Origin of the sequence: Streptomyces sp. NBC_00483 (genome assembly GCF_036013745.1) — a bacterium.
In the GTDB taxonomy this organism is placed as follows: domain Bacteria; phylum Actinomycetota; class Actinomycetes; order Streptomycetales; family Streptomycetaceae; genus Streptomyces.
On the sequence record NZ_CP107880.1, the window covers coordinates 3,300,168 to 3,313,739 of the forward strand.

The 13,572-nt window shown below is 70.9% G+C and carries 10 protein-coding genes; 5 read left to right on the top strand and 5 right to left on the bottom strand.

The genetic code is table 11. The features are described from left to right. Positions 1-29 precede the first annotated feature (29 nt). Complete coding sequence (locus OHA73_RS14570) at positions 30-1,493, bottom strand: APC family permease (RefSeq protein WP_267070666.1); 1,464 nt, start codon at positions 1,491-1,493, stop codon at positions 30-32. Between the two features lie 69 nt (positions 1,494-1,562). Here OHA73_RS14570 and OHA73_RS14575 point away from each other — a divergent pair, with 69 nt between their 5' ends. Together OHA73_RS14575 and OHA73_RS14580 are read left to right on the top strand one after the other, a co-directional pair. After that, the gene (locus OHA73_RS14575) at positions 1,563-1,985 is read left to right on the top strand and encodes a DUF6153 family protein (protein ID WP_267070665.1); all 423 of its coding nucleotides are present in this window, start codon (positions 1,563-1,565) and stop codon (positions 1,983-1,985) included. A 79-nt stretch (positions 1,986-2,064) separates the two neighbouring features. Beyond that, a complete protein-coding gene (locus tag OHA73_RS14580; RefSeq protein ID WP_327655244.1) occupies positions 2,065-3,693 on the top strand; it encodes a multicopper oxidase family protein in 1,629 nt (542 codons plus the stop codon). Between the two features lie 72 nt (positions 3,694-3,765). On the opposite strand, the gene OHA73_RS14585 is transcribed toward OHA73_RS14580, so the two are convergent. From OHA73_RS14585 to OHA73_RS14600, 4 genes are all read right to left on the bottom strand, one after another. Then, positions 3,766-4,983 carry an MFS transporter gene (locus OHA73_RS14585; protein WP_266720292.1) on the bottom strand — a complete coding sequence of 406 codons (1,218 nt, stop codon included), beginning with the start codon at positions 4,981-4,983 and terminating at the stop codon, positions 3,766-3,768. A gap of 120 nt (positions 4,984-5,103) precedes the next feature. Beyond that, positions 5,104-6,123, bottom strand: a complete 1,020-nt coding sequence (locus tag OHA73_RS14590; protein WP_267070663.1) for an endonuclease/exonuclease/phosphatase family protein — start codon at positions 6,121-6,123, stop codon at positions 5,104-5,106. A 235-nt stretch (positions 6,124-6,358) separates the two neighbouring features. Next, a complete protein-coding gene (locus tag OHA73_RS14595; RefSeq protein WP_371590771.1) occupies positions 6,359-7,015 on the bottom strand; it encodes a TetR/AcrR family transcriptional regulator in 657 nt (218 codons plus the stop codon). A gap of 84 nt (positions 7,016-7,099) precedes the next feature. Further along, entirely contained in the window at positions 7,100-8,734 is a 1,635-nt protein-coding gene (locus tag OHA73_RS14600; RefSeq protein ID WP_443063073.1) for an MFS transporter, read from the bottom strand. 263 nt (positions 8,735-8,997) lie between these two features. Between OHA73_RS14600 and panB the strand changes: the two genes are divergently transcribed. The 3 genes from panB (at position 8,998) to OHA73_RS14615 (ending at position 13,546) form a co-directional block, all read left to right on the top strand. After that, positions 8,998-9,885, top strand: a complete 888-nt coding sequence (panB, locus tag OHA73_RS14605; RefSeq protein WP_443063213.1) for a 3-methyl-2-oxobutanoate hydroxymethyltransferase — start codon at positions 8,998-9,000, stop codon at positions 9,883-9,885. 1,802 nt (positions 9,886-11,687) lie between these two features. Further along, positions 11,688-12,710, top strand: a complete 1,023-nt coding sequence (locus OHA73_RS14610; RefSeq protein ID WP_327655246.1) for an ATP-binding cassette domain-containing protein — start codon at positions 11,688-11,690, stop codon at positions 12,708-12,710. Continuing rightward, positions 12,707-13,546 carry an ABC transporter permease gene (locus OHA73_RS14615; RefSeq protein WP_327655247.1) on the top strand — a complete coding sequence of 280 codons (840 nt, stop codon included), beginning with the start codon at positions 12,707-12,709 and terminating at the stop codon, positions 13,544-13,546. The genes OHA73_RS14610 and OHA73_RS14615 overlap by 4 nt, the downstream gene beginning before the upstream one ends. The last annotated feature ends 26 nt before the right edge of the window (positions 13,547-13,572 follow it).

Here is a 13,572-nt window from a genome sequence, read left to right on the forward strand (position 1 = left end):
CGGGTGGGCGCTCACCTCGCCGCCGGGGCTCAGGACTCCGAGCCGATCGCCGGGTCGCGGTGGTCCGGGTGGATCCAGCTCGGCTTGCGGAACTTGAGGAACGCGACCGGCGCCGCGACGCCGAGGACGAGCAGACCGCCACCGACGATCAGCAGATAGCGCCACAGCGGCCCGGTGTCGTACTGGTCCGGCGGTACGAAGCCGATCACGAGCGCGAGCACCGAGGCCACGAACCCGATGCCCGCGACGGCGGTGACGGCCGGGACGACGAAGCCGCGCGGCACGTCCGGCTGCGAGCGCCGCAGCCGCACCACGGCCACGAACATCAGCAGATACGCGACCAGATAGATCTGGATCGTGATGACGGAGAACATCCAGTACTGGCTGGAGACGTTGTCGCTGAACGCGTAGAGGACGCCGATGAGCGTCGTGAGCACGCCCTGGGCGATCATCACGTTCTGCGGCACGCCGTACTTGTTGAACTTCTGTAGGACCGGCGGCAGATACCCCTCCTGCCGGGACAGCAGCACGAGCCCCTTGGCCGGTCCGGCGAGCCACGTCAGCATGCCGCCGAGCGCCGCGCACACCAGCATCACGCCGACGATCCTCGTCATCCAGCCGACCCCGAAGTGGTCGAAGAACGCCTGGAACGCCTGCATAAGACCTGCGGTCAGGCTGAGTTGCTTCGCGGGCATCACCCAGCTGATCGCGAGGGCGGGCAGGATGAAGATCAGGAGTACGAGTCCCGTGGCGAGGAAGATCGAGCGCGGGTACTCGGCGCGCGGGCTGCGCAGCGACGACACGTGCACACCGTTCATCTCCATGCCCGCGTAGGACAGGAAGTTGTTGACGATGAGGACGAGGCTGGCGAGGCCCGTCCACGGCGGCAGCCAGTGGCTGGAGTCCATGGGGGCGGCGGACGGGTTGCCCTGCCCGAGGAAGACGATCCCGAGCACGACGAGCACGACGCCGGGGATGAGCGTGCCGATGATGAGCCCGAGGGACGACAGGCCGGCGATGGTCTTCGTACCGCGCGAACTCACGTACACACCGGCCCAGTACAGGACGACGATGCAAATCGCGACGTACAGGCCGTTCTCGGCGAGGCTCGGGTGGATGACGTACGCGAAGGTGGACGCCACGTAGGCGAGCAGGCTCGGGTAGTACGCGATGGTCATGGCGAACTGGCACCACACGGCGATGAACCCGAGCGGCTTGCCGAGCGCCTCGCTGACCCAGCGGTAGATGCCGCCGGTCCAGCCGGAGGCCAGTTCGGCGCCGACGAGGGCGGTGGGCAGCAGGAAGACGACGGCCGGGAGCAGGTAGAGGAAGACCGCGGCGAGTCCGTACAGCGCCATGGAGGGCGAGGGCCGCAGGCTGGCGACGGAGGCCGTGGTCATCAGGCCGAGAGTGACCCACGAGATGAACTGGCGGCGGGTGCCGTCGTCCGACGCGACCGATTCCCCGTGCCCCGAATTATCCGTTGTCGTCATGGGCTCATGATCGGCTCGGGGCGGGGAGGGCGCACGTCGCGGGATACCGGTAGGGGGTAGGGTGCGGGCATGGCGAGGACGAGGAGCGGCACGGGGCGGTGGCAGCGGTTGCTGCTGTTCGCGGCGCTGCTCTTCGGGATCGTGGTGATGCATACGTTGGGGCATCCGTCGGGGCATTCGGCGGGGCGCGACGGGGCGATGCCGATGGGGAGCGCGCACGTCGCGACGGCCGAGCACGGTTCCCCGCACGACTCCGCCGCCACGGTTCACGAGCGCCCCGACTCCCCCGGCCACGGCGGCATGGATCCGCTGAACGTATGCCTGGCCGTGCTCGGCTCGTTCACGCTGCTGTTGCTGACGGCGGCGGTGCTGCGCCCGCTGCTCGTGGCGGCGGCTCCGGGACCGCGCGCCCGCGGACTCTCCTTCGCCCAGCGACCCAACCCGCCACCTCCCCGAGGACTCCTCTCCCGGCTGTCGGTGCTGCGCATTTAGGCCTGCGCACGGTTTCGCGCGCCTGAATCGCACCACACCCATCAACACCGACAGTTACCGACAGTTGAGGTACTCACCCATGCGCAAGCAGTCCCTTCCGCATGCCCCGGCCCGGCGCACCTTGCTTGGGGCGGCGATCGCCGCCGCCGGCACCGGAGCCCTGGCCGCCTGCTCCTCCGGCGCTTCGTCCGGCCACAACGGGCATGGCGCGCCCGGATCCGCATCCGGCGGCGGCTACGTCGACCCGGCGGGCGAGGAAGTCGCCGCCGCCGAACGGAAGCGCTCTGGGGGCGGCCGGGTCCGCGAGGTCCGGCTCACGGCCGCCGCGACTCGCCTCGACCTGGGCGACCGCACCGTCAAGTCCTGGTCGTACGGCGGCGATCTGCCCGGCAAGGAGGTCAGGGTCACGGCCGGCGACACGCTCGCCCTCACCCTCGCCAACCACCTCCCCGAGCCCACGTCGATGCACTGGCACGGCATCGCGCTGCGCAACGACATGGACGGGGTGCCGGGCCTGACCCAGAAGTCCGTGGCACCCGGCGCCGACTTCACGTACCGCTTCAAGGTCGCTCACCCCGGCACGTACTGGTTCCACCCGCACTCGGGCACGCAGCAGGACCGCGGCCTGTACGCGCCACTGATCGTGGAGGACCCCAAGGAGCCCCTTTCCTACGACAAGGAATGGGTGGTCATCCTCGACGACTGGGTCGACGGGGTGGCCGGCTCGACGCCGGACGCGGTACTGAAGGAGCTGCGCTCGGGGATGGACCACGGGGACGGCTCCGGCAGTTCGGACGGCGGCCACTCCGGCCACGACATGCCGGGGATGGAAGGCATGTCGATGCACTCCGCGAAGTCATCCCCCGCACCCTCGATGGAGGGCCCGTCCCGCATGATGATGGGCGCGAAGAGCGACCTGCTGGGTGGCGACGCGGGTGACGTGAAGTACCCGTACTACCTCGTCAACGGCCGTACGCCCGCGGCCCCTTCATCGTTCAAGGCCCGCCCCGGCGACCGCATTCGGATCCGGTTCATCAACGCGGGCGGCGACACGGCGTTCCGCGTCGCGCTCGGCGGCCATGAGATGACGGTGACGCACACGGACGGCTTCCCGGTGCGGCACGCGAAGACGGAGGCGCTGCTGCTCGGGATGGGCGAGCGGTACGACGTGCTGGTCACGGCGGGCGACGGGGTGTTCCCGCTGACGGCGCTCGCGGAAGGCAAGAAGGCGTCGGGCCTTGCGGTACTGCGTACGAGCTCGGGTACGACGCCGAAGGCCACATCCCGCCCCAAGGAACTGGACGGCCGCCTCCTCACGGCGGACAAGCTCCGCCCAGCCGACTCGGTGGCCCTCCCCTCCCGCAAGCCGGACCGCACGATCAGGCTCCGGCTGACCGGCGGGATGGCCAAGTACGACTGGGCGTTCAACAAGAAGCCGTACGACCCGGACGAGCGCTACCCGGTGCGCGCGGGCGAGCGGGTCCGCCTGGTCTTCGCCAACTCGACGTCGATGTGGCACCCGGTCCACCTGCACGGCCACACGTTCTCCCTGCCGAACGGCCCCCGCAAGGACACGGCGATCGTCCTCCCGAACCGCACCCTGACGGCCGACTTCGACGCGGACAACCCCGGCCTGTGGATGCTCCACTGCCACAACGTGTACCACTCGGAGGCGGGCATGATGACGGTCCTGGGCTACCGGCACTGACCACCGCACATGACTGAGGGGCGGGACACACGCCTGTGTCCCGCCCCTCAGCCGCGCCGTTGGCGGCGCCTGTCAGCGCCGCACCGTCTCCTGCTCCGTCGGGACATGGGAGGCCACCAAGCGGCCCGGTGTGGCCGTGGCGCGGCCGCGGTCGACCGCGTATGCGAGCGAGGCGACGGCCACGCCGAGGACGGCGAGGGCTGCGCCTGCGAGGGCCGGGGAGGTTACGGCGAAGCCGGCGGCGAGGGTGAGGCCGCCGATCCAGGCGCCGCCGGCGTTGGCCAGGTTGAAGGCTGCCTGGTTCGCGGACGAGGCGAGGGAGGGGGCCGCGGAGGCCTTCTCCATCACGATCAGCTGGAGCGGGGAGCCCGTCGTGAACGCCGCCATGCCGAGGAGGAAGACCGCGAGCGCCGCGCTCCACTCCGTACGCATCAGGAGGGGGAAGAGGGCGAGGACCACGGCCAGTGAGGTCAGGCCGCCGAAGAGCGTGCGGCGCAGGGAGTGGTCCGCGAGGCGGCCGCCCATGAGGTTGCCGATCGTGGCGCCGAGGCCGAAGAGCGCGAGCAGCAGGGTCACGGACGCGTCCGCGAAGCCCGCCGCGTCGGTGAGCATCGGCGTGATGTAGCTGTACGCGGCGAAGAGCGCTCCGAAGCCGGCGACCGTCGTGCCGAGCGCGAGCCAGACCGGGAGGGACTTCAGGGCGCGCAGTTCGCCTCGCAGACCCGCGGCCGTCTCGCCGTGGCCGTGGTCCGCGGGGACCAGCGCAAGCAGCGCCGCGATCGCGACGAGCCCGATCGCGCTGACCGCGAGGAACGTGGCGCGCCAGCCCAGCTGCTGCCCCATCGCCGTCGCGGCGGGCACGCCGACGACGTTGGCGATGGTCAGACCGAGGAACATGAGCGAGACCGAGCGGGCCTTGCGCTCCGGCGCGACGAGCGACGTCGCCACCACCGCGCCGACGCCGAAGAACGCCCCGTGCGGCAGCCCGCTCACGAAGCGGGCGAGCATGAGCGAGTGGTAGTCGGGGGCCGCCGCCGAGACCGCGTTGCCGACGACGAACAGTGCCATCAGGCCGATGAGGACGCGGCGGCGCGGCATCCGCGCGGTGACCGCGGCGAGCAGCGGCGCGCCGATGACCACACCGAGCGCGTACGCGGAGACGAGGTGTCCGGCATCCGGGATCGATATGTGCAGGTCGTCGGCGACATTGGGCAGCAGGCCCATGATGACGAACTCGGTCGTGCCGATGCCGAAGGCGCCCACGGCGAGCGCGAGCAGGGCGAGGGGCATGAAGGAACTTTCGGGTAGCGAGGGGGAGGTAGGTACGTAAGTTTACGTACGGAACAAAGTCTCGCCCATCGACTATTCCGTGAGGTTAAGGCGCCGTGACGAGCGGCGAACCGCTGAACGTCACAAGTCCACGCGCGCCGCGATCGGCAGATGGTCGCTCCCGGTCGCCGGCAGCGTCCACGACGTGACCGGCTCCACACCCTTGACCATGATCTGGTCGATGCGCGCCATCGGGAACGCGGCCGGCCAGCTGAACCCGAAGCCGCTGCCCGCCGCGCCCTGCGTGGACCGCATCTGCGCGGTGACCCCGTTCAGGGCGCGGTCGTTCATGGTGCCGTTCAGGTCGCCGAGGAGGACGACCTTCTCGATCGGCTCGTCGGCGATCGCCTCGCCGAGCGCGTCCGCGCTCTTGTCGCGCTGGCTGGCGGTGAACCCGGAGTTGAGCTTCACACGCACCGACGGCATATGGGCGACGTACACCGCGACCTTGCCCTGCGGCGTCGCGACGGTCGTGCGCAGCGCCCGCGTCCAGCCCAGCTTGATGTCGACGGCCTGGGTGCCGGCGAGCGGGTACTTGCTCCACAGCCCGACCGTGCCCTGGACCGTGTGGTACGGGTAGGCCTTCGCGAGCGCATCCTGGTACGACGGCAGCGCCTGCGCCGTCACCTCCTCCAGCGCGATGACCTGCGCGCCGGACGCGGCGACGTCCTTCGCGGTGCCCGCCGGATCGGAGTTCTCCGCGTTCACGTTGTGCGTGACGACGGTCAGATCGCCGCCGCTGCCCGTCTTGTCGGTGAGCAGCCCACCGAACAGGTTGAACCAGACGATCGCCGGGGCCAGCACCGCGATCACCGCGGTCGCCGACCTCCGTACGAGGCCCAGGACGAGCAGCACCGGAATGAAGACACCCAGCCACGGCAGGAACGTCTCGATCAGGGAGCCGAGGTTGCCGACGGTGTTGGGGATCTGCGCGTGCAGCAGCATGACGAGCGCGAGCAGGATCGCGAGCACCGCGAGGACGATGCCGCGCCGCCAGTAACCGCGGTCGCCCAGCGGTCGGCCGCCCTGACGCCGGAACCGGGCCCCGGGTCCGGTGGTCCCGGTTCCGCTGCTGTCGCCGCCCTTGTACGCCTGCGCCATGCCGTCGTCGCCTCACTGCCTGCCGTGCCCGCTGCCCCCGCCAAACAGTAGGCGATGAGCAGCGGCTTTCCGTTCCGTCACGCCCGCGCTGCCGAGCGCGGACGTCAACGTCTCTACGACCACGGTGACGTACGCGGTGGCGTGCTGAGTTCCGTACGACCGGCCCGGAAGGGACGCTGTGACGAAACCCGCACATCGGCCACCTGACATCGACACCCGGCACGGATACCCGGCGTCAGTGACCGGCGCGCAACCCCGCCAGCACCGTATCGACGATCCGCTCGGCCAGGTCCTCCGCCAGCGGCGCGTCGGACCGCATGACCGTGCGCAACAGCATCGGCCCGGTGAACAGATCCGCGGCGAACTCGACGTCCGTACCGGCCGGCAGCTCCCCGTCGGCGACCCCGCGCCGCACCACGTCGTGCGTCGCGCGCCGCCGCGGGTCCACGACGAGCTCGTGGTACGCGTCCCAGAGCCTCGGCAGGGTCTTCATCTGCGCGAGAACGTTGTGCAGCAGGGCGGAGGTGCGCATGCTGAGGCCGCGCCTGCGCATGTGCTCGAGGATCCGGACGAGGTCGTCGCGCATCGAGGTGCCGGGCAGTTCGGAGTCCGGTTCCTCGATGGAGGCGACGACGTCGACGAAGAGTGCCTCCTTGCCGCTCCAGCGCCGGTAGATGGTGGCCTTGCCGACGCCTGCGGTGCGGGCGATCCGCTCGATGGACAGCTCGGTGAGCGGCACGCCCTGTTCGAGGAGTTGGATGACGCCCTCGATGATCGCCTGTTCGACGGCCTCGCTGCGCGGACGGCCGCGCGCGGGGGCGGCAGGGGCCGGGGCCCCGGGGATCCTTCGCCGCCGCGTCTGCCCCTCGGCCCGTTCCGTGCCCGCGTCCACCGCGCTCCGCCTTTCGCCGCGCCCCGGGCCCCGCCGCTGTGGCGGGCCCCGGCGCATTCTCTCAACCAGCAGGTCAGTGGCGGATCAGTGGCCCGCGCCGACCTTCTCCGGCTGCTCGCCGCTCTGCCCGGCCGGCGGATCCTTGGGCTTGCGCGGCAGGAACATGCCGGTGAGGACGGCGCTGAGCACGGCGACGCCCGCACCGCACAGCGCGGTGATGTGCATGGCGTTCACGAAGGAGTCATTGGCGGCCCCCACCAGCGCCTCGCCGCGCGGCCCGAGCTTCTCGGCGACGCCGAGGGTGGCCTCGATGGACGCGCCCGCGGCGTCCCGGAGTCCGGCGGGCAGCGGCAGCAGCTGGTCCTCGATCCCGTTCTTGTACGCGGTGGACAGCACCGAGCCGAGCACGGCGATACCGAGCGCGCCGCCGACCTGACGGAAGGTGTTGCTGAGCGCGGAGGCCGAACCCGCCTTCTCGCGCGGCAGCGACTGCATGATGACGACGCTGGTCGGCGTCATGACGTGGGCCATGCCGGTGCCCATGAAGAAGAAGATGACCTCCATGATCCACATCGGACTGTCCTCGTCGAGCAGGGTGAACGCGGCGAGCATGGCCGCGAGCAGCACCAGGCCCCCGGTCGTGGTGACGCGCACGCCGAGCCTGTCGACGACGAGCCGGGCGCGCGGCGCGAAGATCAACTGGGCGGCGGCGAGCGGCAGCAGGAACGCGCCGGTCTGCAACGGCGAGTAACCGCGCACGCTCTGGATGTAGAAGGACGCGAAGAACGTGACACCCATCATCGCGAAGAAGACGAGCGCGATGCCGGCCATGGCGGCCGAGAACACCTTGTCCTTGAAGTAGTTGATGTCGAACGACGGGTGGTCGCTGCGCTTCTCGTACAGCACGAAGGCGACCAGGACGGCGAGGCCCGCGGCGATGGTGGCGAGCACCTGGGGGCTGGTGAAGTCGCCCTCGTCGCCGCCCTTGATGATCCCGTAGACGAGCAGCACGAGACCGACGACGGACAGTACGACGCCGACGAGGTCGACCCGGCCGGGTTTCGGGTCCCTGGAGTCCGGCACGAGCGCGAGCATCAGCACGATGGCGATGATCACGATCGGCACGTTCACGAGGAAGACCGAGCCCCACCAGAAGTGGTCGAGGAGCAGTCCCCCGGTGATCGGCCCGATCGCGATGGCGAGCCCGACGCCGCCGGCCCAGATGCCGATGGCCTTCGGCTGCTCGTCCCGCTCGAAGACGTTCATCAGGACGGCGAGCGTGGCCGGCATGACGAAGGCCGCGCCGAGTCCCATCACCGCGCGGAACGCGATGAGTTGGACCGGCGTGCCGGACTCGGCGGCGAGCGCGGAGCCGAGGCCGAAGACGACGAGGCCGCCGATGAGGACCTTCTTGCGGCCGATGCGGTCGCCGAGCAGTCCCGCCGTGAACAGCAGGCCCGCGAAGACGAGCGTGTACGCGTTGATGGCCCACTCGAGCTCGCTCTGCGAGGCGCCGATGCCGATGGGCTCGGGGGTCGAGATCGTCTTGATCGCGACGTTCAGGATCGAGTTGTCGAGGACGACGATCAGCAGGCTCAGCATGAGCACGCCGAGGATCACCCATCGACGGCGGTGCACGGACTCGGGTACGCGGGACCCCTGGGAGTCCCGGGAGTCCTGGGAACCCTGGGGGTCCCGAGGGGCGTCAGGAGTGGTCATGTGAACGACCCTAGCCCCATTACGATACGGAACCGTCTCGTATTTAAAGTCTCGCGGAAAGCCTTGCCGAGGCTTTACGTGGACGGGGCACGGGTTCGGTGGGGGCCTGGCGCGGGATCGGGATGGGGCCTGGCGCGGGGGCGGCACGCGGTGCCACCATGGAGGCGATCCGGGGACGCCGTCAGGGCGCCTCGAGACGACATGAAGGAGCCGTTGCGATGACGCAACCCACAGAGCTTTCGGCTGCCCAGAACACCCAGAACATCCAGCAGGCCCAGCAGGCCCAGCAGACATCGAACGACCAGAGCGCGCAGAACGCCCAGAAGTCCACCGTGCTGTACGGGGGCAAGGGCTCGCGGCGGGTCACGGTCCGGGACATCGGCCTCGCCAAGGAGCGGGGCGAGAAGTGGCCCATGCTCACCGCGTACGACGCGATGACGGCGTCGGTCTTCGACGAGGCAGGCATCCCCGTGATGCTGGTCGGCGATTCGGCGGGCAACTGTCACCTCGGGTACGAGACGACGGTGCCGGTCACCCTCGACCAGATGGTGCTGCTCTCGGCGGCGGTGGTACGCGGCACGTCCCGCGCGCTGATCGTCGGTGACCTGCCCTTCGGGTCCTACCAGGAAGGGCCGACGCAGGCGCTGCGCTCGGCGATGCGGCTGGTGAAGGAGGCCGGGGTCGGGGCGGTGAAGCTGGAGGGCGGCGAGCGCTCGCACGACCAGATCAAGCTGCTCGTCGACGCCGGGATCCCGGTCATGGCGCACATCGGACTGACCCCGCAGTCGGTCAACACGCAGGGCTACCGGGTCCAGGGGCGCGGCGAGGAGGCGGCGCAGCAGTTGCTGCGCGATGCCAAGGCCGTCCAGGACGCGGGGGCGTTCGCGGTCGTCCTGGAGCTGGTTCCGGCGGAGCTCGCGGCCGAGGTGACGCGCACCCTGCACATCCCGACCGTCGGCATCGGGGCCGGGGCCGGTACGGACGCGCAGGTCCTGGTCTGGACGGACGCGCTCGGCCTCACCGGCGGGAAGATGCCGCGCTTCGTGAAGCAGTACGCGGATCTGCGGGGCGTGATGTCCGACGCGGCGAAGGCGTTTGCGGAGGACGTCATCGGCGGAACGTTCCCTCAGGAGGAGCACTCCGTCCACTGAGCCAACCCGGTACGACCGCGGCCCGCCGAACTTCCCCCATCGGCGGGCCGCGCTGTGCTCCGCGGGTGACCGGGGGGGTGGGGGCGGCGCCGCGGGTGGTGGTGCGGGGGCGGCGCCGGGCGGTGGTGCGGGGCGGCGTCGGGCAGTGGCACTGGGGCGGCGCAGGGCAGCTCCGGGCGGTGGCGCAGGGGCGGCGTCGGGCAGTGGCGCGGGGGCGGCGTCGGGCAGCGCCGGGCGGTGGCGCAGGGGCTACGGGGGCCGTCCGGGGTGGGAGGTCTGCGGAGGCCGGGGCGAACGGGGCCGCGGTAAGTGACGGCGTCCCGGGGCGCCGGGCGGTTTCTCGCCGCTGGGCGACTCTTCGTTCCCTTCCCCCCGCCGTGCTTGCCTCCTTTCCGTGCCTGCCTCCTTTCCTCTCCTCCGCTCATCTCCCACCCACCCGCCCCCTCCGGGGGCGTCGGCCACGCGCTGCCCGGCCTGCACCGGGACCGCTCCCCCGGCCCCGGCGAAGTTGCGCCCACGGGGCTCCGCCCCGGACCCCGCGAGTCTCGTCCCAAAGCGGGGCTTGATTTGCGCCGCCCTTCCGGGACGTGAGCCTCACGGGCTGCCGCCACCCCACCTCGGGCAATCTGCCGCCCAGGGCGGCAGGGTGGGCAAGGCGGCCCCCGGTGCCGCGCACCCATCACGACAGGCGCCGACCCCGGCCCCGGACGGGCCGAAGCCCCCGGAGGGGGCGGGCGGCGGGAGATGAGCGGATGCCGACGCAGCCCGAGAAAAGACCATGCCGCACCGCCCCTCCGGGACGTCCGCCTCACAGGATGCCGCCACCCCACCTCGGGCAACTCGATTTGCCCCACCCCACCGGAACGTCCGCCTCACGGGCTGCCGCCACCCCACCTCGGGCAATCTGCCGCCCAGGGCGGCAGGGTGGGCAAGGCGGCCCCCGGCACCGCACACCCATCACGACAGGCGCCGACCCCGGCCCCGGACGGGCCGAAGCCCCCGGAGGGGGCGGGCGGCGGGAGATGAGCGGATGCCGACGCAGCCCGAGAAAAGACCATGCCGCACCGCCCCTCCGGGACGTCCGCCTCACAGGACGCCGCCACCCCACCTCGGGCAACTCGATTTGCCCCACCCCTCCGGAACCTCGACCCCACAGGGCGCCGCCACCCCAGCTCGGGCAATCCACCGCCCAGGGCGGCACCGTGGGCAAGGCGGCCCCCGGTGCCGCGCACCCATGACCGAAGGCGCCGACCCCGGCACCGCCCCCGCCCCGGACGGGCCGAAGCCCCCGGAGGGGGCGGGCGGCGGGAGATGAGCGAGGACCGGCACAGCCGGAGGAGGGACGGTGCCGCGTACTCGTACCGCAAACGCCCACCCCGACAATGGCCCGCTCCCAAGCGCCGCCCACCGGAAACGGGAGATGAGCGAGGGCCGGCACAGCCGGAGGAGGGGCGGTGCCGCGTACTCGTACCGCGGACGCCTGACCCGGCATTGGCCCGCGCCCAAGCGCCGCCCACCGGAAATGGGAGATGAGCGGGGACCGGCGCAGCCAGAGAAGGAGCGGTGCCGCGCACTAGTGCCGCAAACGCCCACCCCGACAATGGCCCGAGCCCAAGCGCCGCCCACCGGAAACGGGAGATGGGCGGGGACCGGCGCAGCCAGAGAAGGAGCGGTGCCGCCTGCCAGTGCCGTAGGCGTCCACCACCAACCCGCCCACCCCCTGTCGGCACCGTATCGGCGGCAGCCACCCGTTGTCGGTCGGGTGTCGGTGGGTTGTCGGTGGGGGCTGACACCTTGAGGGCATGACGCGAATCGACAAGAACTCCGTGAGCGACCGACCGGTCGCCGTATCGGTGAGGGGACTGGTCAAGCACTACGGCGCGACCAAGGCCCTGGACGGCGTGGACCTGGACGTACACGAGGGCACCGTCATGGGTGTCCTCGGTCCGAACGGCGCCGGCAAGACCACCCTCGTCCGCTGCCTCTCCACCCTCATCACCCCCGACGCCGGCACGGCGATCGTGGCGGGCTACGACGCGGTGCGCCAGCCCCGCCAGCTGCGCCGCGTGATCGGCCTCACCGGCCAGTACGCCTCGGTCGACGAGAAGATCTCCGGCCGGGAGAACCTGTACATGATCGGGCGGCTGCTCGACCTGTCCAGGAAGGACGCCAAGGCCCGCGCCGACGCCCTGCTGGAGCGCTTCTCGCTCACGGACGCCGCCGGCCGCCCCGCGAAGACGTACTCCGGCGGTATGCGCCGCCGCCTCGACCTCGCGGCGTCGATGATCGGCCGCCCGCACGTCCTCTACCTGGACGAGCCGACGACCGGCCTCGACCCCCGTACGCGTAACGAGGTGTGGGAAGAGGTCCAGAGCATGGTGCGCGACGGCGTCACCGTCCTGCTCACCACCCAGTACATGGAGGAGGCCGAGCAGCTGGCCTCCGAGCTCACCGTCGTCGACCACGGCAAGGTCATCGCGCGGGGCGGCATCGACGAGCTCAAGGCGAAGGTCGGCGGCCGCACCCTGCGGATCCGCCCGGCCGACGAGCTGGAGCTGCGCCCGCTGGCGCACGCGATAGACGACATGGGGCTCACGGGCCTCGCCACCACCACCGTGGACACCCACTCCGGGTCCGTCCTGGTCCCCGTACTCAGCGACAAGCAGCTCACCGCCGTGGTCGGCGCGGTCACCGCGCGAGGCATCACGATCGGCTCCATCACCACCGAACTGCCCAGCCTGGACGAGGTGTTCCTGTCCATCACCGGCCACAAGGCCTCCGCCCCGGAGGACGCCAGGCCCGAACTCGAGGAGGCCGCCGTATGAGTGCCACCACCCTTGCCGCTCCCACCGCGGCCCCCACGATCACCATCGAGGCCGACCCCAAGATCGGCCTGAGTGGCCATCTGCGTCACACGGGCGCGCTGATCCGCCGCAATCTGCTGTGGATCCGCAACGACCCGGAGTCGATGATGGACGCGGTCCTGATGCCGATCGTCTTCACCCTCCTGTTCGTGTACGTCTTCGGCGGCTCGATCGGCTCCGCGATGGGCGGCGGCCAGGACGCGTACGTGCAGTACGTGATCCCCGGCATGGTCGCGATGATGAGCATGAACATCGCGCAGGGCGTCGGCACCGGCTTCAACGAGGACTTCCAGAAGGGCATCATGGACCGCTTCCGGTCCCTGCCCATCGGCCGCGGATCGGTGCTCATCGCCAAGGTGGTCGTGGAGATGCTGCGGCTCCTCGTCGCCACCACGGTCCTGATGATCGTCGCGCTGCTCGTCGGATTCGACATCACCAGCTGGGCCGGTCTGTTCGGTGCCATCGGCCTGACCGCGCTGTTCGGCTCCGCCCTCATGTGGATCTTCCTGACGCTCGGCGTGGTCATGAAGAGCGCGCAGGCCGTGCAGGCCATGGGCTTCCTCGTGATGATGCCGCTGCAGTTCGGCTCGTCGATCTTCGCGCCGACCAAGTCGATGCCGGGCTGGCTGCAGGCCTTCACCGACTGGAACCCGATCTCGTCCCTCGCGGACGCCTGCCGCGGAATGATGGTCGGCGGCCCGGTCGCCCACGACCTGTGGGTGACCCTCGGGTGGACGGCAGTGCTGACGGCCGTCATGGCGCCGATCGCGATCCGTAAGTTCACCACCAAGAGCTGACCCCGCGCAGAACGGGTCCGGGCGAC